We start from the raw sequence: 23,326 nt of genomic DNA, 5'->3' as shown, positions 1-23,326 counted from the left end.
TTCAATCCTTTAAAATGATGTCCTTCTGTAAACAGATTCCCAAACAACTATAAAATATCAGCGTAAACGTTTTATCTTCGAGAATATTGTAGAAAAGTCCTGCTAATAATGCGGCCAACATCAGGCAGATGGTGAACGCTGCTAAAGTGCCATTTCCCGATTTCAGGATTTTACGGAAGGTGAAAAAGATGAATGCAAGAACTGAAAGAAATCCCAGTGCACCAGTTTGGACCAGAATCTGGATATATTGATTATCGGTATACATCCTTTCACCAATTTGGTATTCCTGATAGATTGGTGAGGAATAGGAAAGTGTGGCAGAATCTCCGAAGGTTGCTAGACCGGTACCGATTATCGGGTGATCTGTGAAAATTTCAATCCCTTTGATTAGGACATATAACCGGCCCCATTCCGTACTTTGGTGCAGTGTTTTATCAGAGAACATTTCTGAAAAACGATTGGAGAGGGCATGTTCGTGTTCAGGAGAGGGGGTGCTGCCAATTACCACATTTTCCATAGGAATCGATGCGGATACCTCCACTTTACTTGATGCAAATAAAACTGGGTAATAAATAAGAAGCAGGCCGAGACAAAATGCTCCTACAGCATATTTGAGAAATGGTTTATTTCTAGTCCATATCATAAAGACAAGCGCCGAGAACCCGAATGCAATCATCGTGCCCCGTGAATAGGTAAGCAGTAACGTTCCGGAAAGCAGGATGGCTGCCAGGAAGACGATCCATTTATGTTTTTTCAGGGACTGAAATAGAAAGAAACTAAGGAATAACTGGATGCTTAAGAATAAGGCAAATACATTAGGATTGGCAGGTGCTCCATAAATCCTCATCCGGTTTGTTGGTGAAAGATTCCACATTTCCCATGCGTGGGGAAGCAGGATTGTACGTGAAAAGATTTTCTCCACCATGCCATGCAGGCAAAGTAGGATTGTAAATATTAGGATAACCTTTAAAAAGCGAAAGATATCCTTTCTTTCTAGATTTAATTCACCGATAATGTAAAGAAGCAAGAATGTAATAAGCAATGCACGGAGTTCAAATAGGATGGGGAGGATTCCCACTCCGTTCATGAGTGCAGCCCCGGCACCAATTAAACAAAACAACCAAAATGGCGCGGTAAAATGATATTTCGAGAATGGCCATTCGTTCTTTTTGAATCTTTCAATAAGCAAAGAAATGAATAAGGTGACGATGACCAGATCACCTGTATAGGTTAAGCCGCTATTCAGTTCCATCAATAAGGGACGGGCAGGGAAATAAATGAATAGAATTAATAACAGGTTTTTTTTATTTATACCGATAAAAATGAGCATCAGCGCCGTTGCGATGTAACCGGCGATAGGGTGAGGCACTGCCAATGGGACGAGCAGGCACAGAAATAGAATGGGTAACGATTGCTTTTCTATAAACTTCAATTGATTAACCACCTTTGAATCAAAAATCACGTTCTATGATGTGTATGAAAAAATTTCTTGAATAATACCCCACCCTTTAGATGTATAGTACATATGAAAGGCTGAAGTGAAATGACAGAGAAGTTTGTTGAGATACTATCCATACCATTCATTGATAGCAATATGAATGAATTCATGAATGGAATGATCTATCCAAGATTGATGAATCAGGAAAAAACGTTTATCGTTACGGCAAATCCGGAAATAGTTGAGTATGCAAATGAACATCAGGATTATAAAGACATCATTATATCGGCTGATTACATCACTCCGGATGGCGTTGGTATTATTATGGCCTCTAAATGGCTAAATCAACCTTTACAAGAGCGGATTACCGGATTCGACTTGATGAATGAATTATTTCGGGTCGCTGATGAAAAAGCGCTGAAGGTATACCTGCTTGGAGCGGAGGAAAGCGTGATTGAAGCAGCGGCCCTGAAAGTGAAAGAATCATACCCGGGTCTCGAGTTGGTGGGATACAACCATGGTTACATTGATATAAAGGATGATGCCCTGCCTAAGTCGATAGCGGATCTTGAACCGGACATCATTTTGACTGCATTGGGGTTCCCTAGGCAGGAAAAATGGGTTTCCAAGCACTATGGGCTATTCAATAAGGGGTTATTCATGGGAGTTGGGGGAAGCTTTGATGTCCTTGCGGGAAAGGTGAACCGCGCCCCGGTTATCTGGCAAAAGATGCGTCTTGAATGGTTGTACCGACTGATCCAGCAACCTTCGCGCTGGAAACGGATGCTTGCGCTGCCAAGATTCGTTTTAAAGGTTAAGCGGTTAAGGAAAACGGTACAGCGTTCCTGAACATAAGGAGTGGACTGGATGAGAATCTTGCACTTAAACGCTGGTAATGAAACTGGCGGCGGAATGTTTCATATTATGTCCTTACTGAACCAATTGAATAAAGAGGAATGTTTGCTTGGTGTATTTGAAGAGGGTGAACTTTACCGGCGGGCCAGGTCTTCCGGGATACAAACCGAACTTTTCAAGCAACATTCCAAATATGACCTTTCAATTTTGAAACCTTTACGGGACTTTATCCGTCTAAATAATATAGACATCATCCATACACATGGTCCGCGGGCGAATATATATGGTGCATTTATAAAGCGCCTCATTAAATGCCCTTGGCTCCTTACTGTTCACAGTTCACCTCATCATGACTTTTTGGGGCAGGGTGTAAAAGGAAAATTGTTCACCGGCCTTCATGTAAGGTCATTTCAATATGCCGATCATATACTGGCAGTTTCCGACCGCTTTAAGCAGGACTTGATTGACCAAGGAATCCATTCGTCAAAAATAACAAAGATCCTGAACGGAATTGACTTTGAAAAGGAATTGGCTTTCCCGCTTCAAAGAGAAGATTTCGGGTTTGGGAAGGATGATTTCATCGTCATCATGCCTGCAAGGCTTGAACCGGTGAAGGGTCATGAATTTGCTTTAGCGGCATTAAGTGAAGTGGTATCGGAATTCCCTTATATAAAGCTGTTGCTTGCAGGGGACGGGAGCAGGAGATCCGCTCTGGAAGAGATGGTCTCGGAAAAGGGATTATCCGATCATGTGCACTTTTTAGGGTATCGTGAAGATTTAGAACGAATCTACCCGTTAGGGGACATCACATTATTGACTTCGTTAAGCGAAAGTTTTCCACTGGTTTTACTTGAAGGAGCAAGATCGGGTCTTCCGGCAATCACAAGTGATGTCGGCGGTGTACAGGAATTGATTCCCGATCGGAGCAAGGGCTGGATTACGGAAATCGGCAATATCGAACAGCTCAAATTGGCCATCTGCAATGCTATGGAATTAAAAAAATCCGGAGACCTGACAAAGATAGGGTCGGATTTACAAAAATTTGCAAAAAGCAACTTTTCTATAGAGATTTTAGCCGAAAACGTATATAATGTTTATTTGAGGATGAAAAATTAAAATAAGCATTTATATATAGGTTTTCTTATAGATCGTTACGGGTATTAGATTTTTAGTGGAATTGAGGTGGTTCTTGATGTTAATAGGGGCCTTGTTGGTATTGGCCTTGTTGGTATCCTTTTTATTATCCATTTTTTTGACTCCTTTTGTCGGAAAGCTGGCCTTTAAATTAGGAGCTACCGATAAACCGAATGAGCGAAAAGTGCATAGTAAAATTATGCCGCGCATGGGCGGTTTAGCTATATTTTTGAGTTTTTTCATTACGTTCTTACCGTTCTTACTTTTCATGAATGACTTTGGGGAGCAGCTGCCCCTTCTGGTGGGAGCCCTTGTCATCATTTTGATCGGGATGGCTGATGATATTTTTGAATTAAGAGCTGCACCCAAATTCCTGGGCCAGGTTTTGGCGGCCCTCATTATCGTATTATGGGGCGGTCTTGAAGTGAAATTCATCAATTTGCCGTTCTTTACCGATACACTTGAATTTGGTGTTTTTAGTATACCGATTACCATTTTGTGGATCGTCGGCATCATTAATGCAATCAACCTGATAGATGGACTGGATGGTCTTGCAGGCGGTGTCTCAACGATCGCATTAGTGACAATTGCAACAATGGCCCTTATTAAAGGGGACCTATTTGTTGCTATGATCGCATTGATCGTGATTGGAAGCACTCTTGGCTTTTTGAAATATAACTTCCATCCGGCAAAGATTTTCATGGGAGATACAGGTGCCTTATTCTTAGGTTACATCATTGCCGTCCTGTCCCTGCTAGGGTTTAAAAACGTTACGATGATTTCATTGATCGTACCGATCATCATTTTGGGTGTGCCCATTTCGGATACATTCTTCGCGATTATCCGCAGGGTCGTCAATAAACAGCCGATCTCGGCTGCTGATAAATCCCATTTACATCACTGTTTGATAAACTTGGGATTCACTCATAAGCAGACTGTCTTGCTCATATACGCTTTAGCTGCTTGCTTTGGCTTAGCGGCCATTATCTTTTCATTTGCAACGATGTGGGGAGCTTTGATCCTTGTGACGGGACTCCTGCTGATCATTGAGATTTTCGTGGAGAAGATTGGTTTGGTCAATTCAAACTATCAGCCGTTGCTCAAGATGCTCAACTTTAAAAACAAACCATGATCGTTATGGGAATAGATTACTAGATTAGCTAATTTTGCTAATGTATAAATGAAAAGCCACCAATCGTTTAAAGTAACGGTTGGTGGCTTTTTTTGTTGTATTGAGTGTGGATCATTTAAGGCTGTCTGCGAAGCATGTCATTTCATATAAGTTAAGCTATATGGAGGCGAACGCTTCAAAAAAGGAAACCCCCACTCAGGAGTGAATGGGGGTTTCCCTTTATTCTTGTGTTTGTGATTGAGCGGCTTCGGTTTGATTGCCTTCATTCGGTCCCAGGTTTAAGTGGGATTGAAGCAACAGCTTAGTGTTCGCTAATGATGTATCGTTCAGCTGATAATAATAGCTTCCGTTAATGGTAGAATCCTGACCTTCAAGTTTGATGGTTTCAAGATTCAGTCCTTTATCGGTAGTTACATATTTTATGAAACCTCTCATTTGTGAGAATTTAAGGTTCGTTGTCATATTGTCTCCGACAGCTTCCATTACGTCTGTATATTTCGTCAGTGATCCAGCAGAGGTTGCTTTGGCAATGATGGCTTTTAGGACTTCCTGCTGACGCTCACCACGTTGGATATCACTGTCCTTTTTACGTGTCCGTGCAAACGCTAATGCTCCTTCACCATCAACGGTCTGTAATCCTTCTTCGAGATGGACGGCATTCTTTTTGTCATGTGAATCGATTTCATTTATTTCATAAGGGACGTCGACTTCGATACCATCCAATGAATCTACGACATCGATGAAAGCATTAAAGTTCATGCGAACATAATAATCGACAGGGATATCGAATAACTCCTCTACGGTGTCCATCGTCGCTTTTGGTCCGCCGGCTGCGTGGGCCGCGTTGATTTTCGTGGTTACGCCCTTGGCTGGCACGTACACATAGGAATCACGTGGAATGCTTAATAGTTTGATAGATTTTTGATCTTTATTGAATGTGGCCAGAATTAAAGCATCCGAGCGGGAATTTCCTTTTAAGTCACGGTCCTTACTATCATCGATTCCTATGAAAAGGATCGAGAAATTATCTTCGAGCGGGTCGATCGCTTCACTTCGCTTTGCTGATGCTTCCACAGGGTCATAAGAATCACTGAATACATTCTGGGCTTTCATATACAGGGTTGCAGCATACGTAGAAGCTCCCAGACCAAGTACCAGCAGGGGAACAAGCAATAACCAAAGCCTCTTTCGCCTTTTTTTCTTTGTTTTTTTAATTTTATAAACACGCCTAGTAGTAGACATCTTTTTCTTCTCCTTTTAAATAACGAACATCAGACATATATCGCTATTTTTCGAATCCTGCAGTTTATATTTCGTCATATATTACACCTAATTTTACAATGATTTAATAATTTCGTAAAATAAATATTTCTTTTCAATTATATTACAGTGTAAAAAAGGAAAAATATGCAGGAGTTCATCAGGAGAATTCCTCTTCCAAATAAAGCATTTCTTCCTCAGTGATATGGCCTTGACCATTTGTCAGCTCTGTAATCCAAGCGGTATATGTCTCTTTTTGTGTTTCCTCGACATATACAAGGATAATGACCTGATCAAGGTATTGAATTTCCTTTATTTGATAAATGGAAGATCGCAATTCGTTTTCCAATTTTCCAAGCCAGGTATAGTCGACGGTTGTCGAAATGACCCGCATTAGTTTTCTTACGACCACACCAGTGGTATTAATTCCTTCTGAAGTCGCTTTGCTGTAAGCGCGAATGAGGCCGCCAGCACCAAGTTTGATGCCGCCAAAATATCGTGTGACAACAACAGCGGTGTCTTTCAGGTCTTTTTTCTTAAGCACTTCCAGGATAGGGACGCCTGCCGTTCCGCTCGGTTCCCCATCATCGAGGGCTTTTTGGATTTGATTTTGTTCCCCGATCATATAAGCGGAACAATTATGTGTAGCATCTTTGTGCTTTTTCTTGATTTCCTGGATAAAGGCCTGTGCGGCATCTTCGGTTTCAACCCGGGCGATGTGGGAAATGAAACGGGATTTTTCAATGACGATTTCATGTTCGCCGCGACCTGCCACCGTTAAATATTTAGTGAGCATTACCATTCCACCTTCGTACTTCCTATTAGTTGATTTATTATAAGGCTTTGCGGAAAAAGTGGCAATGACGATTCATTTACATACCGCATGTGTAAAGAAACTTTAATATAAGAAAAAGCTGTACGTGTTATAATTAATTTCATTGCCTGTTATTGTTATTAGCTGGTCATATATGCTTAAAAGAATAACATTGTAGGAAAAACATGAGTTCCGTGCCATTATCCTGACTTTACTTTAATGCGTCCTCTCATTTCAGGGATTTTGCCATTTAATAAATGCATCTATTTCATATGATAATCAATGGAGCGGAATATCCCATTTGATTGAAAAGGATATTTTGTATTAGGATAATTGAAATGGCTTTCTGCCTTTAATAGGCAGACGTAAGTGGCCAAAATATGAGATGTATAGTAATAAATAGGTACATTTTATGGAAATCATAAAAGGGAATTAACGTATTTTTAAACTTTTTTTGGTACAATATGTTCATGAAGGTTACTTCATACAAATGTTTCCTGAAATTTAACCATTCATGAAAAAGGGAAAGAACTTTTTTCCATATACATAGTCTTTAAGACAATAAATTGTTTAAGTCTTTTGATTTAAGTGGAGGGATCTTAATGTCCATAAAAAAGGTTGATGCTAAAGCATTGGACAAGATCTTAGAAACAATGGTGAGCACTGTTAGTGAGAGTAAGGATGAAGTCTTTGATATCGGCGAACAATGCCGAAAGGATTTCGAGTCATTATCAAAAGAGCTTGATGATGTGAAAATTAGGGTTGCCATTGTGATAACCGACAGCGATGCATTGGATTCAAAAGCCAGGTTTGCTCGAAAAAGGCTTTCGGAAGTCAGTATGCACTTCAACCATTTTTCTGAAGAACAGGTGCGCGATGCTTATGAAAGGGCACATAAGCTGCAAGTCGATTTACAAATTAACCGGCAATTGGAGAAAGAGCTCCGTAATCGCCGGGATGAGCTTGAGTTAAGGTTAAGGGGACTGCAGCAGACGATCGATAAAGCGGTGCATCTCGTTTCGCAAATATCGGTAGTGCAGAATTATTTGACCCAGGATCTTAAATTTGTGGGGGAAGCCCTTCAAGAAGCGAAACGCAAACAGGACTTCGGCCTGAAAATAATCGAAGCCCAGGAGCAGGAACGTAAAAAGCTCTCACGTGAAATTCATGATGGCCCTGCGCAAATGCTGGCAAACGTCATGATGCGCTCAGACTTGATAGAACGAGTGCAGCGGGAGAGAGGTCCTGATGAAGCGTTAGTGGAAATCCGCAGTTTAAAGGTCATGGTAAGGAATGCTTTATATGAAGTGCGCAGGATCATCTATGACCTTCGTCCTATGGCGCTTGATGATTTAGGCCTTGTACCTACCCTCAGAAAGTACCTGCAAACGACCGAAGACTATAATAATGGTGTGAATCTGAATTTCGTCAACCTTGGACAGGTCAAAAGGCTTCCTTCCGATATGGAAGTCGCTTTATTCAGGCTGGTTCAGGAGTCTGTACAAAATTCATTGAAGCATGCGGACCCAAAACAGATTCAAGTTAAACTGTCCATTTCCAAGGAGATGGTGACCGTCGTCGTCAAAGATGATGGAAAGGGGTTTGACTCTTCGATTCAAAAAGAAGGTTCATTTGGCTTGGTAGGAATGAGGGAAAGAGTCGAGCTGCTGGAAGGTGAAATGACGATCGATTCACAACCGGGGGCAGGCACTTTGGTGTTTATACAAGTTCCCTACCATTTATAAATTATAGAGAATAGACATATTAAATAGAAACTAGGAGGAAGAAGCCGTTGAAGACTAGTATCATCATTATCGATGACCATCAGCTTTTCCGTGAAGGCGTAAAGCGCATATTAGATTTTGAATCATCCTTTGATGTTGTTGCCGAGGGTGATGACGGAAGCGAAGCGATGGACCTCGTTGAAACACATAAACCTGATGTTGTTATCATGGATATCAACATGCCGACCATGAATGGGGTCGAAGCAACAAAAATGCTCGTGAACCGTTACCCTGAAACAAAAGTCATCATCCTTTCCATTCATGATGATGAAAACTACGTGCAGCACGCATTGAAAACAGGAGCACAAGGTTATCTTTTGAAAGAAATGGACGCAGATGCGTTGATTGATGCTGTGCGTGTAGTCGCTGAAGGCGGCTCATACCTTCATCCGAAGGTGACCCATAATTTGGTTAAAGAATATCGCCGCTTGGCAGCTGAAGAGGGTGCTGATCGTGATTCCATACATACGATAGAAATTAGGAGGCCGCTTCACCTATTGACTCGACGCGAATGTGAAGTGCTTCAACTTTTAGCGGACGGGAAAAGCAACCGGGCCATCGGCGAAACTCTATATATCAGTGAAAAAACAGTCAAGAACCATGTGAGTAACATTCTTCAGAAGATGAATGTGAATGACCGTACACAAGCGGTTGTCCTAGCTATTAAAAATGGCTGGGTGGAAGTGAAGTAATTAAAGTGTTCGATAAGTCCGGCTCTTCATGTACCGCAATGCGTGCTGAAGGGCTGGATTTTTTTTTGGATGGATGACCCGATTCAAATTCTTGGTAATGCAGAAAGCTATTAATGCAAAAAAAGGCATTTTCGGATAGAATGGTGAATATGATACAGTAAATTTTTATAAGGATGGTACTATTATGAAAACCGCAGTCGTAACAGATAGCACTGCATATATACCTAAGGAAATACGTGATCGTTTACATATACATATGATGCCGCTTAATGTCATTTTTTCCAATGAAGCGTACCGGGAGGAAGTTGATATAACTGCGGATGAGTTTTATGAGGAAGTGAAGATGCGGGAGAAATTGCCGACCACTTCACAGCCTCCAATCGGGAAGTTTGTCGAGAAGTTCGAGGAACTGCAAAAAGAATATGATGATGTTATTTCCATTCATTTATCGAGCGGCATCAGCGGAACGTATCAAGGAGCGGTATCTGCAGGTGAAATGGTCGAAGGAATCAGGGTTCATGCCTTTGATTCGGAAATCAGCTGCATGGTACAGGGGTTTTACGTGATCGAGGCGGCAATGATGGCACTTGATGGTAAAAGTGCAGAAGAAATCATGGCAAGGCTCGAAGAAATGAAACCATCGGTAAGGGCCTACTTCATGGCAGATGACCTATCCCATCTGCAGCGCGGCGGCCGCTTAAGCAGTGCCCAAGCATTGATTGGCAGTCTGCTTCAAGTGAAGCCGGTCCTCCATTTTGTTGATAAAGTCATCGTCCCATTCGAAAAAATCCGTACAAGAAAAAAAGCGATGAAACGGATTGCCGATTTACTTGGGGAAGACGCGGCGAGCGGCGAGAAATATAAAGCCGTCATCATTCATGCAAAACGGGAAAGTGAAGCTAAAGACTGTAAAGCCGAGCTTGAAGCCCGGTTCCCAAATGTCGAGTTCGACATCAGCTACTTCGGTCCGGTAATCGGAACACATCTGGGCGAAGGTTCAATGGGGATGGGCTGGTATAAAATTTAAGCTGTGACGCCTTTACTAAGTGAAAGGCGTTTTTTATGGATTCAAAAAGGAATCCGGGAGTAAAAAGCGAATGATAAGGAGGAGTTTAATTTATCAGGAAATGGAGGTTACAATTTGGAAAACATGAGCATTTCCCCCCCTTATTCCCCGGAACTTCAGAACCATCTCACCGGAAAACACCTTTTGGCCCTCGAAATCCCCTTCTCCCAAGAACTCCTCGCAGAGCACCTCAAGAATGGGTATGTCTCGGAAACATTCGGCGTGCAATCCAAAAACGGCAGTTATAACTGTGTACGTTGCGGTAACAAAGATCAAACGTTGTTTTATACATTCCCTTGCAAGATTTGCAAGCAAGATTGCACGTACTGCCGCTCATGCATCATGATGGGACGGGTCAGTGAATGTGCCAAGCTTTATAGGTGGACCGGGCCCGGCATTCCGTTTACGATTCCTGACAATGTGATGAGTTGGGCAGGCACTTTATCGTCAGGTCAACAAAATGCCTCCGACCGTGTCGTTGAAGCCGTGAACGGAAAAGATGAATTCCTGGTATGGGCTGTATGCGGGGCGGGGAAGACGGAGGTCCTATTTCCAGCGATTGAGGCAGCCTTGCATGCAGGGAAACGGATATGCTTGGCAACACCGCGGACCGATGTCGTTCTCGAACTCTCCCCAAGGTTAAAAAAAGCCTTTCCTGCGATTGAAGTCATGACCCTTTATGCCGGCAGTGCAGATAGACATGGCTTTTCGCCGCTGACCGTTGCCACGACACATCAGCTTTTCCGTTTTATTGAAGCTTTCGATGTCATCATCGTTGATGAAGTCGATGCGTTTCCCTACTCAATTGATGATTCGCTGCATTATGCGGTAAATAAATCGAAAAAGGTTTCTGCGGCGACCATCTACTTGACCGCCACACCTTCAAAACGGATGCAGCGGCTATACCGAAGCGGTAAATTGAAAGCCGTCATAATCCCGGCCCGTTATCATCGTCAGCCAATTCCTGTCCCTGGAATGAAGTGGAGCGGCAATTGGCAAAAACTATTTCTTCAACAAAAGATTCCCCCCACAATCACCGGATGGGTAAGTGAACGCCTTAAGCAGAAAATCCCCTTCCTCTTGTTTTTTCCAAGCATTCAAGTGATGGAGCAGGCCATTCCGCTGTTCCAAAGGCTGTCCCCAAAATTATCGATTGTCCACTCCAGGCACCCTGATCGAAAGGAAAAGGTAATGGCACTAAGGAATGGAATGGTTCCAGGATTACTGACAACGACCATCCTGGAACGCGGCGTGACAATTGATCGGTTGGAAGTAGCCGTCATCGGTGCTGAACATGAAGTGTTTTCTGAAAGTGCCCTCGTTCAGATTGCCGGCAGGGTAGGGAGAAGCTTTGCTAACCCCGCCGGGACGATCACCTTTTTTCATTACGGTAAAAGTAAAGCGATGGTCGATGCGGTTCACCATATACAAATAATGAATAATGATGCCATGAAAAGGGGGCTGCTGGATGAATAGATGTCTTGTTTGTGATGATGGAATGAGTCGGGCATTGACATGGAGGAGCTTGCTTAAGCGGGCCGAGGCAAGGGCAATCTGCGAAGTATGTGAGGGGAAACTTAATAGGATTACCGGAAAGACATGTTCAATGTGCTCAAGGGAGTTGGACGGGGAATATATGACCAGTGACCTCTGTCTGGATTGTTCAAGATGGGAAAGGGATGGTGAATGGGGAGGCTTTTTGTCGATGAACATATCTCTATTTCATTATAATGAACACTTAAAAGATATTATTGCTAAATATAAGTACCGGGGGGATTATGCATTAGCTGAGGTTTTCGCCCCTTTTTTGAAAGAAAGGTTAAAAGACATGGAATTTGACCTAGTAACGGCCATCCCGCTTAGTCATGAACGGCTTAGGGAGCGGGGATTCAACCAAGGGCAGGCTTTGGCAGATCTCATTGGACTTCACACGGTTGAGACCTTGACCAGAATACATACGGAAAAACAATCAAAAAAATCACGGCAAGAGAGAATCTCATTACCGCAGGTTTTTCAGGTCATGCAATCTGATTTGCTGGAGCATAAATCTATTTTGATCATCGATGACATTTACACGACAGGCACAACTCTCAGGCATGCAGCGAAAGCATTGATAATGGCTGGGGCCAAAGAAGTATCATCCATCACCCTGGCTAGGTGAAACAGCTTATTTTAATGAATATCCTAAAGTATCGCCGGGATTATTCGATATATACACTAAAGAATAATCGCTGTGATGGTGAATGAGGGGCCTCGATGGAAGTATTCAACTGTCCGAACTGTAATTCGTTATTCGTTATGACGAAATTCCGGGATGTATGCGATGCCTGTTATAAAGAAGAAGAAGCCCAATATGATAAAGTTTATGCATATTTCCGCAAGAAAGTAAATAGAACGGCGTCCATGATGCAGGTGGTTAAGGACACTGGCGTTGAGAAACGTTAATAATTAAATTTGTGAGAACCGGAAAGTTGAGGATTGCGCAGTTTGCCAATCTAGGAATTCCATGTGAAAAGTGCGGCGCTAACATCAAGAGCGGAAGGTTATGCGGCAAGTGCAGGGATACACTCGTTACGGATTTGCAGGCATTTGAAAATGAGGAAAAGCGCGTGACTGGAATTCTAGGAAATGATAAAAAAAATACGTACTACATGAAGGATGATCAAAAAGGATAAATCATGGAAACGTGATGCGTTATTTGTTAAAATATTCGATATTGAGAACAGAATTCGACAATGGGTGTCTAAGGAAAGATTACAGGAAACAATTAAAGATAGGGAGAATAACACATTCCAGAGCCATTTTCATGTGTTAATGAATTGAAACATTATGGGATTTATAAAATCGACCGAAGGAGAGGATCTGGAATATGAAAATCAATAACGTAGGTATGACAGGTGTTAACCCTTATAAACTACAAGCCACTAAAACGGGGAATATCAAAGAGTCCAAGGTCAAATCCTCGGATAAAGTAGAAATTTCTTCAGAGGCAAAAGAAATGCAGCAATCATCCCCGATTCTTGCTGCAAGACAAGCAAAAGTGGACGAATTGAAAATCCAAGTTGAAAAAGGAAATTATAAATTGAATGCACAAGCAACGGCAAAGGGTCTCATCGATTTTTACCGGAAATGAATTTTCAATGTAAAAGCTTGAATGAAGTGGACGGAGCCATTTTCCGTCCTTCATTTATGAGCGGAGGAGGCAGGAACTTGTCTGCACGGAACATCATCGGATCGCTTGAAAAATTGATCAAGCTTCATAAAAGCTTCAATCAATTGGCGATAAGGAAAACGCCATTTTGAAAGCGAATGATACCGAGGCGATTACTGCCCTGCTGATTTCGGAACAAAAGCATATTAAAGCCATCGGTCAAACGGATAAGGAAAGGGAAAGGGCAGTCGGGGAATTTCTTGCAGCCAATGGAATGGCGGGACAGCCTGCCTCCATCCATACCGTGACGGAACTGACAGGACCTGAAGATACGGAAGTCCTTGCAATGCTAAAAGCGGAATTGATTGATGAAGTGGCAAAGCTGAAGGAGAGGAACGGTTTAAATCAGCAATTGATCTATCAGTCCCTTCAATTCATCAGTGTCTCTTTGGATATTCTGAGACCGCGGAACCAGCCGTTTGGATTCCAAACGGTTTTTATGTTAAATATTTTTAAATTTTCTGTAAATAATATAGGCTTAATTTTTTCTTTATAGCATAGCATTTGATATAATGAAGCTAGGGCAGACATCAACCCTTTCCAAACCTTCCGACAATTGTTTCATTATTTCGACATATTTCATGATGTGTTTCTAAAGGGAACCGGAGGGGTATTGTAGAATCTAACTGTATAGTCTTAATTTAAGGAGGACTCACTTTATGAATTACAACGTACGCGGTGAAAACATTGAGGTAACTCCAGCAATTCGAGAATACGTCGAAAAGAAAATTGGCAAGTTAGAAAGATATTTTAACAATACACCAGATGCAAATGTGTTAGTGAATTTAAAAGTGAACAATAATACATCTAAGGTCGAAGTGACGATTCCCATGCAGAATTTGGTTCTTCGCGCTGAAGAGGAAAATGCGGATATGTATGCTGCCATTGATTTGATCAATGATAAGCTTGAGCGCCAAATTCGTAAACATAAAACGAAGGTCAATCGTAAGTTCCGGAACAATCTATCGACTACACCCGATGCATTCGCCTTCAATACGGATGTTGACGAAGTGGTGGATGAATTCGAAGACGATAATGATATTGAAGTGGTCCGCAATAAGCGCTTTGATTTAAAGCCGATGGACAGTGAAGAGGCTATTTTACAAATGAATATGCTTGGTCACAGTTTCTTCGTTTACACGAATGCGGATACGAATACAACGAACGTAGTGTACCGCCGAAAAGATGGACGCTATGGGTTGATTGAACCTAGTTAACTATTAATCTAAGACCAAAAGCACAACCCAGGCCTCTGGGTTGTGCTTTTTTGATAGGGTTCGTTTACTTTGGATTTACCAATTACCCCTATCTTTTGCACTATACTCGAATTGTCGGTTCTTTAAAAAGAACGTATAGTAATTTATAAAAAAACAATTTGATCAAGGTGCAGAGGGGTTGGATAACTTGTATCAAAAGAATTGCCATACATGCCATTGGGCATCTTTTAGCAGTGCGGAATATGGAAAGTGGCTTTGCCCGAAATGCGATGAGGATTTAACTGCGCAAAAGGCCCTCGATGCACTTATAATTGAGAGAATCAATATACCCCAACCAACTATTAAGAAGAGCAATATTCACTATTATACAAAAAAACGAAATTGAATTAGTCCATCATAATTTACCTGCACCATGAATTTTCTTGATATTGTAATATTTTGTCGGATAAAAGTTTTTGCTTTTATGCAGATTACCGACATAAAATAGCAATATATGGAGTGTATATCCGTTATAATATGATTATAAGCACTATATGGTAATAAATACCACGACAAAGGCAAACTTATTGAAAGATTGGGACGCAAAGGCACAGGTCTAAGGTCCTTGTGACTATGATGGCTGGTCTGCCTGAAATACAAGAGTATTTTAGGAGGTAGAAGAGGTGGCTAATGTGGCAATGGATCAAGAATGGGTGAAATTGATTTCAGAAGCAAGGAGCTTGGGTTTCAAAAAAGAGGAAATCAGTGCTTTTTTGAAAAAGGAAAGCCTTGAGGTAACATTTGAGGAGAACGATGGAAAATAGGTTCCGAACAAGATCGAGAACATCCCTATAAACAGTGGTTCGATTCACTAGCTGTTTATAGGGTTTATTCAAACTTGGATTATGTAGGTAAACTAGTACACTACCACTCTACTCTTCTTTATCTTTTCTCCATTTATTAAACTCGATGAATTCCCTGAATTGTTGTTTTGAAACACCTGAATTCATGGCTTCCTCAACGATTTTCATCCAGTCATTGTCCAAAGTTTCCTTATTTGGTGCATCATAAAGCAGGGCATCGACAGGAATGTTAAGTACGGCGGAGATTTTTTCAAGAAATTGAATAGAAGGATTCGTTTGTAAGTTCCGCTCGAGCGAACTTAAATAAGACTTTGCCACACCCGCTTTATCGGCAAGTTCAGTCATCGACATTTTCTTTTCTTCTCGCAGTTTTTTTACACGTTCACCAATCATCAATACCACCTCGAAACATGTTCTATTTATCTTCCGCTATTAAGTTTCAGTAGCCCACCTTATCATTCAAAACATGACGCCTGTAAGGTTGGATTACCTTGACATGCTATCGCTAGAGAGGACACAGCATCTAGTGATGGAAGGTTATGGATAATTCTCATTTGCACATGGAATAGTGGGGAGTTTGCAACATATTTTATATACTTCCTTCTATTTTAACAGTTTTGCTCCTCATTTATCCATTGTTTTTCGCAAGAATTGAATTCAGGTCTATACCAGGCAAGTGACATGAAGTTGTACCTCTAGAATAGAAGTGGTAAAATTAAGCGTGCATTAGTAATAATAGAAGATGTGTTTCTTCTTACTTATATGAATTTAGTCATTGAACGATCATTACCATAATAGAGGAGCGTTATTGAATGCTTAATATATTAAATAAAGTTTTTGATCCGAACAAGCGAGAAATCAAACGTTTAGAAAAAATCGCCGATCAGGTCGAAGCACTGGCTGATGGGACGGCTGCACTATCGGATGAACAGTTGCGTGCCAAAACGGATGAGTTTAAAGAGCGCTATCAAAATGGGGAAACCGTTGATGATTTGCTTGTCGAGGCTTTTGCGGTTGCGCGTGAAGGTGCAAAGCGTGCTCTGGGCTTATATCCTTACCGTGTTCAAATCATGGGTGGGGCATCCCTTCATGATGGAAATATCTCCGAAATGAAAACAGGGGAAGGTAAAACCTTAACATCGACCATGCCTGTTTATTTAAACGCGCTTACCGGTAAAGGTGTACATGTCGTTACTGTCAATGAATACTTGGCACACCGTGATGCCACCGAGATGGGTGTATTGTATGATTTCCTTGGTTTGACCGTCGGATTGAATTTGAACAGTCATTCTAAAGAAGAAAAGCAGGCGGCTTACAATGCGGATATTACGTACAGTACGAATAATGAGTTAGGTTTTGATTATCTTCGTGACAATATGGTGTTATATAAAGAACAGATGGTACAGCGCCCGCTGCACTTTGCTGTCATTGATGAGGTCGATTCGATTTTGATCGATGAGGCGAGAACGCCATTGATCATTTCCGGTTCCGCACAAAAATCGGCTCAGCTTTATATCCAGGCCAATGCGTTTGTGAGAACCTTAAAAAAAGAAACGGACTACACATATGATGAAAAGACAAAAGGTGTACAGCTGACGGAAGATGGGATGAATCGGGCTGAAAAAGCGTTTAATATCGATAATTTGTTCGATATTAATCACGTTACTTTGAATCATCATATAAATCAGGCGTTAAAGGCGCATGTTTCCATGCATTTGGATGTGGATTATGTGGTCCAGGAAGGCGAGATAGTCATCGTTGACCAATTCACTGGCCGTTTGATGAAAGGCCGCCGTTACAGTGAAGGTCTCCACCAGGCGATCGAAGCGAAAGAAGGACTTGAAATTCAAAATGAAAGCATGACTCTTGCGACGATTACATTCCAGAACTATTTCAGGATGTATGAAAAACTTTCAGGTATGACCGGTACAGCCAAAACGGAAGAAGAGGAATTCCGCAATATTTATAATATGAATGTCATTGCGATCCCGACAAACAGGAATATCATCAGGGATGACAGGGCAGATCTTATATACGCGACGACTGATGGGAAATTCAAGGCTGTTGTGGAAGATATCGCCGAGCGTCATCAAAAGGGTCAGCCAGTGCTTGTCGGTACGGTTGCCATCGAAACATCTGAAGTCATTTCCGCCTATTTATCCAAAAAAGGAATCCCTCACGATGTTTTGAATGCCAAGAACCATGAGCGTGAAGCGGAAATCATTGCGAATGCAGGTAATCAGGGCTCAGTTACGATTGCTACGAACATGGCAGGGCGCGGTACGGATATCAAGCTTGGTGAAGGTGTCAAGGAGCTTGGAGGCCTTGCCGTCATCGGCACGGAACGTCATGAAAGCAGGCGTATAGATAACCAGCTGCGTGGTCGGTCAGGCCGTCAGGGAGACCCGGGGGTCACTCAATTCTATTTATCAATGGAAGATGAATTGATGCGCCGCTTCGGTTCGGATAACATGAAAAACATGATGGCACGCCTTGGAATGGATGATTCCCAGCCAATTCAGAGTAAAATGGTGACAAGGGCCGTTGAATCCGCACAGAAACGGGTCGAGGGCAATAACTTCGATTCACGTAAGCAATTACTGCAGTATGATGATGTTCTCCGTCAACAACGGGAAATTATATATAAACAGCGTTTCGATGTCATGGAAAGTGAAAACTTACGTGAGATCGTCGAAACGATGATTACGGCATCCATCGAGCGAAATGTTGTCGCGTTTGCACCGATGGGTGATGAGGAAGGCTGGAATTTACAAGGCCTTGTGGATTACCTGAATGGTAACCTATTTAATGAAGGTTCAATCACTGTAGCTGAATTGGAAGGAAAAAATGAATCGGAGTTGGTTGAGTTCATTTTAGCGAAAGTGAAAGAAAGCTATGACCAAAAAGAAGAAGAGCTATCTGAAGAACAAATGCGTGAATTCGAAAAAGTAATCGTTCTTCGTGCAGTCGATAGTAAGTGGATGGACCATATTGATGCAATGGAGCAATTGCGCCAAGGGATCCACCTTCGTGCTTATGGCCAGATCGATCCGTTACGTGAATATCAATCTGAAGGTTTCGCAATGTTTGAAGCCATGATTGCTTCAATGGAAGATGAAGTCGCCAAATACATCATGAAGGCAGAAATCCGCAACAATTTGGAGCGTAAGGAAGTCATACAAGGTCAAGCGGTCAATCCGAAGGAAGAAGACGGGGGGAAAGTGAAAAAAGCCCCTGCCCGTAAAAAGGAAGACGTTGGCCGAAACGCGTTATGCCCATGCGGCAGCGGTAAAAAATATAAGAATTGCCATGGCAATTTAGGCTAAAGTTAGGTGTATAATGAATATGGGACGGTTAAGTGTAAGGCTTGCCGCCTCTTTTCATGTTTAGTTTGCATAAAGCCATATATTTGCATATAGTTTGAAGAGGTTTATTTGTAATGAAACGAATCCCTCTTCAGGGATTTTTTTTAACATACTTAATGAGGTGAAGAGAAATGGAATTAGCAGAAATAAGAAATGAACTTGAACGGACAGCGCAACGATTAACGGACTTTAGGGGGTCTCTTTGACTTAGATGAAAAAGAGGCACGAATCGCACAGCTTGAAAATGAGATGACACATCCCGATTTTTGGAATGATCAGCAAAAAGCACAAAATGTCATCAATGAAACGAATGCTTTGAAAGAGCAAGTCAATCAATTGTCCGAACTGAATGAATCATATGAAAATCTGGATTTGACATATGAATTAGTGAAAGAGGAGAATGATCAAGAACTTTTGGCTGAGCTGGAAGAAGAAATCACGATTCTTTCGCAAAAGATGAATGACTTTGAACTTCAACTTTTACTAAGTGAAGAATATGATTCGAAAAATGCCATTCTCGAACTGCATCCAGGTGCAGGCGGAACGGAGTCCCAGGATTGGGGTTCCATGCTGCTTCGCATGTATACAAGATGGGGTGAAAAAAGAGGTTTCAAAGTGGAAACCCTTGATTACCTTCCAGGTGATGAAGCTGGAATCAAGAGTGTCACTTTAATTTTCAAAGGACATAATGCCTATGGTTATTTGAAAGCGGAAAAAGGGGTACACCGTCTTGTCCGGATTTCTCCTTTCGATTCCTCAGGGAGACGCCATACTTCATTCGTTTCATGTGAAGTCATGCCGGAATTCGATGAGACGATCAATATAGAAGTACGCACGGAAGATTTGAAAATCGATACGTACCGGGCAAGTGGTGCAGGTGGTCAGCATATCAATACAACGGACTCCGCAGTCCGGATCACCCATATACCTACGAACACCGTGGTAACATGCCAAAACGAGAGATCTCAAATCAAAAACAAGGCCCAGGCCATGAATATGCTGAAAGCCAAATTGTATCAACGTGAAATTGAACAGCAACAAGCGGAATTGGATGAAATCCGTGGTGAGCAAAAGGAAATTGGCTGGGGAAGCCAAATTCGTTCTTATGTATTCCACCCGTATTCCATGGTTAAGGATCACCGTACTAGTGCGGAGACCGGAAACTTGGGAGCAGTCATGGATGGGGATATCGATATGTTCATTGATGCGTACTTGCGTTCAAAATTATAAAATCAGCCAGTCGGACCGGTTTCCCCGGTCCGGCTTTTTTTATGATTTCCTGGCTGACATTTACAGGATGGAAAAGGGATGCTCTACCTCGTTCGGCCAATACTAGTTAATAATGATGGTTCGAGGAGACATATGCAAAATGAAGAAAAGGTACCGGGAGCAGAAGCACCCTTTAATTCAAAAGTTAATGGAGTATGGATTGGTGATTGTCGGTTCGGCCATAATTGCCATTGGTTTTAATGTTTTCTTACTGCCTAACCAGGTTGCATCCGGAGGGGTCAGCGGGATTAGCACGATTCTCGATTCAACTCTCGGTTGGGAGCCGGCTTATGTACTTTGGGGTTTTAATATCCCTTTGTTCATTGCGGGGCTTATTATCCTTGGAAGACATTTCGGAGCCAAAAGCCTGATTGGAACCTTGTTTTTGCCTTTAGTGGTATTTCTGACAAAGGATTGGGATGCATGGACGAACGATGCATTGCTTGGTTCGATTTGCGGGGGGATGATGGTCGGACTTGGGCTGGGGATCGTCTTTCGCGGGAAGGGTTCCACAGGGGGGACCGATTTGGCGGCACAGATCTTCCATAAGTATACCCATCTGTCATTGGGGACATGTGTTGCTGTCATTGATGGAATCATCGTTTTAAGTGCTGCCATCGTCTTTGATATTGAAAAAGGGCTTTATGCTTTAATAGGGCTATATGTGACAAGCAAGACGATCGACCTCATCCAGATTGGATTGAACCGGTCGAAGATGTCATTAATTATCACGAATAAAGAAATGGAAGTAAGGGATGCTATCATACATGAGCTGGACCGGGGTGTAACAGGCATATCCGGGTATGGCGGCTATACGGATGATACTCGTCCGATTTTGATGTGCGTAATAGACCAGTCGGAATTCACCAAATTGAAACAATTGGTGAAACCCGTTGACCCTAAAGCGTTTGTAATTGTAATGGACGCATCGGAGGTACTCGGGGAGGGTTTTAAACTGGATTGAAATTGGTATAATGTTCTTGTGCTGGTATAAATCAGAGGGGGTAAATTCAATGAAAGTGAAATGGTTAGCCTTAGTTCTGGGTACTTCTTTGACCTTGGCTGCATGCGGTGGGAACGATGATGCTGCAGATAAAGAGCCTGCAAGTGAAAATAATGAAACGACTACGGCAGGTGCCGGTGATGCCGCTAAAATTTATGAAAACAAATGTTCAAGCTGTCACGCGGTGAATCTTGAAGGCGGCGTGGGGCCGAATTTAACGAAGGTCGGTTCCAAGCTTTCGAAAGAAGACATCGAAAAAGTCATTGCGAATGGCCAAGGTGGAATGCCAAAAGGTATAATCCAGGGCAAAGAAGCGAGCATGGTCGCAGAATGGCTTGCTGGACATAAGTAATGATCGACAAACGTCCTGCTTCAGCAGGACGTTTCATTTAGACTCCTTTAAAACCTCGGAACAACTCACATTTAATCCCTTATCAAGCAATCAAATCCTGGAATTATTACATAGATGTTGATATATGTCTAACTGAAATGAAACTGTAATATTATTTATGCTTAATTTGACAAAATATGATGTTATAATGTTTCTGTGCTCAAGTAAGAGAGATTCTTGTCAGATTTCAGTGAAAATTGTCGAAAAAGCTGTTGGTACATAGTGATAATCCAAGCAAATTAGGTGGTTTTAGAATGATAGAAATGATAGATGTGAAAAAGACATATCCAAATGGCGTAATTGCCATTAATGGAATCAATGTGAAAATAAAGGCAGGCGAGTTCGTTTATGTAGTGGGTCCGAGCGGTGCCGGAAAATCGACCTTCATCAAAATGATGTATAGGGAAGAAAAGCCTACAAGCGGTAATATCTTGGTCAATGGCCTCAGCCTTCCAAGTATCCGCAATTCGAAAGTTCCTCTATTCCGCCGTAATATCGGTATGGTATTCCAAGATTTTAAACTCCTTCAAACATTCACTGCATATGAAAATGTAGCTTTTGCCATGGAAGTTATTGAAAAGGAACCAGAAGAAATCAAAAAGAGAGTCATGGAAGTTCTCGATCTGGTTGGCATTAAACATAAAGCGAGGATGCTGCCTTCCGAGTTATCCGGTGGGGAGCAGCAAAGGGTTGCAATAGCCCGTTCGATCGTCAATGACCCTAAGGTAGTCATAGCCGACGAGCCTACAGGTAATCTTGATCCCGAAACATCATGGGAAATCATGAACATATTTGAAGAAATTAATAAACGCGGAACTACGCTTGTCATGGCCACTCATAATAGGGACATCGTCAACAATATTAAACGACGTGTCATTGCCATTGAAAGTGGAAAAATAGTTCGCGATGAACATCGAGGTGATTACGGATATGAAATTTAGAACATTGCTCCGTCACTTCCGTGAAAGTTTTAAAAATATTGGCCGTAATGGATGGATGACGTTTGCTTCAGTCAGTGCAGTAACGGTCACTCTAACATTGGTTGGCGTCTTTTTAGTGCTCATGATGAATTTAAATCATATCGCGGGAAATGTGGAGAAAGATGTCGAAGTTCGGGCACATATTGATAATGCGGCGAATGATGACGATATAAAAGCTATTGGTAAGCAAATTACGGAGATGAACGGCATAGAATCAGTGATTTTCTCTCCAAAAGATGAAGAGCTTACCAATTTAATAGATGATTTGGGAGATAATGGTGATGCGTTTAAACCATTTGAACAGGATAATCCATTAAGGGACGTTTATGTTATCAAAACGAAATCCCCGCAAGATGTCATCAAGGTGGCAAAAAAGATCGAAGGTTTGGAGTATATCCAAAGTGTTAAATATGGACAAGGCTACGTCGAGAAACTATTCAGCTTTGTTAATATTGCTAGAAACATAGGGATCGTTCTTATTGTAGGCTTACTATTTACTGCAATGTTCCTGATTTCGAATACGATTAAAATTACCATTGTAGCCAGAAGAAAAGAAATTGAGATCATGAGGTTGGTAGGAGCGACGAATACGTTCATCCGTTGGCCATTCTTCTTGGAGGGTCTCTGGTTGGGAGTCCTTGGTTCCATCATTCCGATAGGTCTGATAGCAGTACTCTACTACAATCTATATAAATATGCAGCACCGCAAATCACGTTCAAATTCATAGATTTCCTGCCTGCAAATCCATTTATTTATCAAGTTTCGGCCATCCTCATCGTAATTGGTGCCGTTATCGGGATATGGGGCAGCTTGATGTCCGTCAGGAAGTTCTTGAAAGTATAAAAGTGAATCTTTACTCGAAAGCCAAAAGA

24 protein-coding genes and 1 riboswitch are annotated in these 23,326 nt (G+C 41.9%); of the genes, 20 read left to right on the top strand and 4 right to left on the bottom strand.

From position 1 onward, the window contains the following. Position 1 precedes the first annotated feature (1 nt). Positions 2-1,432, bottom strand: coding sequence for an O-antigen ligase family protein (locus QNH43_RS26345; RefSeq protein ID WP_283916295.1), 1,431 nt, complete (start codon positions 1,430-1,432; stop codon positions 2-4). A gap of 111 nt (positions 1,433-1,543) precedes the next feature. Between QNH43_RS26345 and QNH43_RS26340 the strand changes: the two genes are divergently transcribed. The 3 genes from QNH43_RS26340 to QNH43_RS26330 all read left to right on the top strand — a co-directional run bounded on the left by QNH43_RS26340 (position 1,544) and on the right by QNH43_RS26330 (position 4,559). After that, the gene (locus QNH43_RS26340; protein ID WP_283916294.1) at positions 1,544-2,287 is read left to right on the top strand and encodes a WecB/TagA/CpsF family glycosyltransferase; all 744 of its coding nucleotides are present in this window, start codon (positions 1,544-1,546) and stop codon (positions 2,285-2,287) included. A gap of 18 nt (positions 2,288-2,305) precedes the next feature. Next, complete coding sequence (locus tag QNH43_RS26335; protein ID WP_283916293.1) at positions 2,306-3,409, top strand: glycosyltransferase family 4 protein; 1,104 nt, start codon at positions 2,306-2,308, stop codon at positions 3,407-3,409. Positions 3,410-3,500: 91 nt separating this feature from the next. Continuing rightward, complete coding sequence (locus tag QNH43_RS26330) at positions 3,501-4,559, top strand: glycosyltransferase family 4 protein (RefSeq protein WP_283918457.1); 1,059 nt, start codon at positions 3,501-3,503, stop codon at positions 4,557-4,559. Between the two features lie 219 nt (positions 4,560-4,778). Here the strand turns inward: QNH43_RS26330 and QNH43_RS26325 are convergent, their stop codons facing one another. Then, on the bottom strand, positions 4,779-5,801 hold the full coding sequence (locus tag QNH43_RS26325; RefSeq protein WP_283916292.1) for an LCP family protein: 1,023 nt from the start codon (positions 5,799-5,801) through the stop codon (positions 4,779-4,781). A gap of 178 nt (positions 5,802-5,979) precedes the next feature. Beyond that, positions 5,980-6,615: a YigZ family protein gene (locus QNH43_RS26320; protein WP_076368294.1), complete on the bottom strand. Its 636-nt coding sequence runs from the start codon at positions 6,613-6,615 to the stop codon at positions 5,980-5,982. Positions 6,616-7,235: 620 nt separating this feature from the next. Between QNH43_RS26320 and QNH43_RS26315 the strand changes: the two genes are divergently transcribed. The 11 genes from QNH43_RS26315 (at position 7,236) to QNH43_RS26270 (ending at position 15,406) form a co-directional block, all read left to right on the top strand. After that, positions 7,236-8,378 carry a sensor histidine kinase gene (locus tag QNH43_RS26315; RefSeq protein ID WP_283916291.1) on the top strand — a complete coding sequence of 381 codons (1,143 nt, stop codon included), beginning with the start codon at positions 7,236-7,238 and terminating at the stop codon, positions 8,376-8,378. A 47-nt stretch (positions 8,379-8,425) separates the two neighbouring features. Then, positions 8,426-9,109: a response regulator gene (locus QNH43_RS26310; RefSeq protein ID WP_283916290.1), complete on the top strand. Its 684-nt coding sequence runs from the start codon at positions 8,426-8,428 to the stop codon at positions 9,107-9,109. A 184-nt stretch (positions 9,110-9,293) separates the two neighbouring features. Then, positions 9,294-10,136, top strand: a complete 843-nt coding sequence (locus tag QNH43_RS26305; protein ID WP_283916289.1) for a DegV family protein — start codon at positions 9,294-9,296, stop codon at positions 10,134-10,136. 123 nt (positions 10,137-10,259) lie between these two features. Further along, positions 10,260-11,651: an ATP-dependent helicase ComFA gene (locus QNH43_RS26300; RefSeq protein ID WP_283918456.1), complete on the top strand. Its 1,392-nt coding sequence runs from the start codon at positions 10,260-10,262 to the stop codon at positions 11,649-11,651. Continuing rightward, entirely contained in the window at positions 11,644-12,336 is a 693-nt protein-coding gene (locus QNH43_RS26295; protein WP_283916288.1) for a ComF family protein, read from the top strand. The genes QNH43_RS26300 and QNH43_RS26295 overlap by 8 nt, the downstream gene beginning before the upstream one ends. Before the next feature lie 95 nt (positions 12,337-12,431). Then, positions 12,432-12,620 (top strand): hypothetical protein, encoded by a 189-nt coding sequence (locus QNH43_RS27675; protein WP_349654793.1) that lies wholly within the window; start codon positions 12,432-12,434, stop codon positions 12,618-12,620. 26 nt (positions 12,621-12,646) lie between these two features. Further along, positions 12,647-12,850: a hypothetical protein gene (locus tag QNH43_RS27670; RefSeq protein ID WP_349654792.1), complete on the top strand. Its 204-nt coding sequence runs from the start codon at positions 12,647-12,649 to the stop codon at positions 12,848-12,850. 194 nt (positions 12,851-13,044) lie between these two features. Then, complete coding sequence (flgM, locus tag QNH43_RS26285) at positions 13,045-13,308, top strand: flagellar biosynthesis anti-sigma factor FlgM (RefSeq protein WP_283916287.1); 264 nt, start codon at positions 13,045-13,047, stop codon at positions 13,306-13,308. 166 nt (positions 13,309-13,474) lie between these two features. Further along, entirely contained in the window at positions 13,475-13,882 is a 408-nt protein-coding gene (locus tag QNH43_RS26280; protein WP_283916286.1) for a flagellar protein FlgN, read from the top strand. 163 nt (positions 13,883-14,045) lie between these two features. Beyond that, complete coding sequence (hpf, locus tag QNH43_RS26275) at positions 14,046-14,603, top strand: ribosome hibernation-promoting factor, HPF/YfiA family (protein ID WP_098371577.1); 558 nt, start codon at positions 14,046-14,048, stop codon at positions 14,601-14,603. Between the two features lie 546 nt (positions 14,604-15,149). Next, a riboswitch (cyclic di-GMP riboswitch) is annotated at positions 15,150-15,235 on the top strand. A gap of 30 nt (positions 15,236-15,265) precedes the next feature. After that, positions 15,266-15,406: an anti-repressor SinI family protein gene (locus tag QNH43_RS26270; RefSeq protein WP_283916285.1), complete on the top strand. Its 141-nt coding sequence runs from the start codon at positions 15,266-15,268 to the stop codon at positions 15,404-15,406. Between the two features lie 108 nt (positions 15,407-15,514). On the opposite strand, the gene QNH43_RS26265 is transcribed toward QNH43_RS26270, so the two are convergent. Then, positions 15,515-15,838, bottom strand: coding sequence for a helix-turn-helix domain-containing protein (locus tag QNH43_RS26265; RefSeq protein WP_061141195.1), 324 nt, complete (start codon positions 15,836-15,838; stop codon positions 15,515-15,517). A 419-nt stretch (positions 15,839-16,257) separates the two neighbouring features. Between QNH43_RS26265 and secA the strand changes: the two genes are divergently transcribed. The 6 genes from secA (at position 16,258) to ftsX (ending at position 23,297) form a co-directional block, all read left to right on the top strand. Next, the gene (secA, locus tag QNH43_RS26260; RefSeq protein WP_283916284.1) at positions 16,258-18,771 is read left to right on the top strand and encodes a preprotein translocase subunit SecA; all 2,514 of its coding nucleotides are present in this window, start codon (positions 16,258-16,260) and stop codon (positions 18,769-18,771) included. A 170-nt stretch (positions 18,772-18,941) separates the two neighbouring features. Further along, positions 18,942-20,040, top strand: a protein-coding gene (prfB, locus tag QNH43_RS26255; RefSeq protein WP_283916283.1) for a peptide chain release factor 2 whose coding sequence is annotated in 2 segments (ribosomal slippage) — positions 18,942-19,004 and positions 19,006-20,040 — 1,098 coding nt in all. Because the reading frame shifts where the segments join, the coding sequence is not laid out codon by codon here. A gap of 187 nt (positions 20,041-20,227) precedes the next feature. Then, positions 20,228-21,043 (top strand): YitT family protein, encoded by an 816-nt coding sequence (locus tag QNH43_RS26250; protein ID WP_434060217.1) that lies wholly within the window; start codon positions 20,228-20,230, stop codon positions 21,041-21,043. 49 nt (positions 21,044-21,092) lie between these two features. Continuing rightward, complete coding sequence (gene cccB, locus QNH43_RS26245) at positions 21,093-21,434, top strand: cytochrome c551 (RefSeq protein WP_283916281.1); 342 nt, start codon at positions 21,093-21,095, stop codon at positions 21,432-21,434. Positions 21,435-21,727: 293 nt separating this feature from the next. Then, entirely contained in the window at positions 21,728-22,414 is a 687-nt protein-coding gene (gene ftsE, locus QNH43_RS26240; protein WP_076368273.1) for a cell division ATP-binding protein FtsE, read from the top strand. Beyond that, the gene (gene ftsX, locus QNH43_RS26235; protein ID WP_283916280.1) at positions 22,404-23,297 is read left to right on the top strand and encodes a permease-like cell division protein FtsX; all 894 of its coding nucleotides are present in this window, start codon (positions 22,404-22,406) and stop codon (positions 23,295-23,297) included. The genes ftsE and ftsX overlap by 11 nt, the downstream gene beginning before the upstream one ends. The last annotated feature ends 29 nt before the right edge of the window (positions 23,298-23,326 follow it).

The organism is Peribacillus simplex, from assembly GCF_030123325.1.
Taxonomy (GTDB): domain Bacteria; phylum Bacillota; class Bacilli; order Bacillales; family DSM-1321; genus Peribacillus; species Peribacillus simplex_D.
Note: the sequence above shows the minus strand (reverse complement) of the source record. Positions and strands in the feature narration are given on the sequence as shown.

Excerpts from the sequence above, each read along its gene's own strand:
- QNH43_RS27675 (WP_349654793.1), top strand. The coding sequence starts at position 12,432 with ATGGAAGTATTCAACTGTCCGAACTGTAATTCGTTATTCGTTATGACG.
- QNH43_RS26250 (WP_434060217.1), top strand. The coding sequence starts at position 20,228 with ATGGAGTATGGATTGGTGATTGTCGGTTCGGCCATAATTGCCATTGGT.
- QNH43_RS26305 (WP_283916289.1), top strand. The coding sequence starts at position 9,294 with ATGAAAACCGCAGTCGTAACAGATAGCACTGCATATATACCTAAGGAA.
- hpf (WP_098371577.1), top strand. The coding sequence starts at position 14,046 with ATGAATTACAACGTACGCGGTGAAAACATTGAGGTAACTCCAGCAATT.
- cccB (WP_283916281.1), top strand. The coding sequence starts at position 21,093 with ATGAAAGTGAAATGGTTAGCCTTAGTTCTGGGTACTTCTTTGACCTTG.
- QNH43_RS26325 (WP_283916292.1), bottom strand. The coding sequence starts at position 5,801 with ATGTCTACTACTAGGCGTGTTTATAAAATTAAAAAAACAAAGAAAAAA.
- flgM (WP_283916287.1), top strand. The coding sequence starts at position 13,045 with ATGAAAATCAATAACGTAGGTATGACAGGTGTTAACCCTTATAAACTA.
- QNH43_RS26340 (WP_283916294.1), top strand. The coding sequence starts at position 1,544 with ATGACAGAGAAGTTTGTTGAGATACTATCCATACCATTCATTGATAGC.
- ftsE (WP_076368273.1), top strand. The coding sequence starts at position 21,728 with ATGATAGAAATGATAGATGTGAAAAAGACATATCCAAATGGCGTAATT.
- QNH43_RS26300 (WP_283918456.1), top strand. The coding sequence starts at position 10,260 with ATGAGCATTTCCCCCCCTTATTCCCCGGAACTTCAGAACCATCTCACC.
- QNH43_RS26315 (WP_283916291.1), top strand. The coding sequence starts at position 7,236 with ATGTCCATAAAAAAGGTTGATGCTAAAGCATTGGACAAGATCTTAGAA.
- ftsX (WP_283916280.1), top strand. The coding sequence starts at position 22,404 with ATGAAATTTAGAACATTGCTCCGTCACTTCCGTGAAAGTTTTAAAAAT.
- QNH43_RS26295 (WP_283916288.1), top strand. The coding sequence starts at position 11,644 with ATGAATAGATGTCTTGTTTGTGATGATGGAATGAGTCGGGCATTGACA.
- QNH43_RS26335 (WP_283916293.1), top strand. The coding sequence starts at position 2,306 with ATGAGAATCTTGCACTTAAACGCTGGTAATGAAACTGGCGGCGGAATG.
- secA (WP_283916284.1), top strand. The coding sequence starts at position 16,258 with ATGCTTAATATATTAAATAAAGTTTTTGATCCGAACAAGCGAGAAATC.
- QNH43_RS26320 (WP_076368294.1), bottom strand. The coding sequence starts at position 6,615 with ATGCTCACTAAATATTTAACGGTGGCAGGTCGCGGCGAACATGAAATC.
- QNH43_RS26265 (WP_061141195.1), bottom strand. The coding sequence starts at position 15,838 with ATGATTGGTGAACGTGTAAAAAAACTGCGAGAAGAAAAGAAAATGTCG.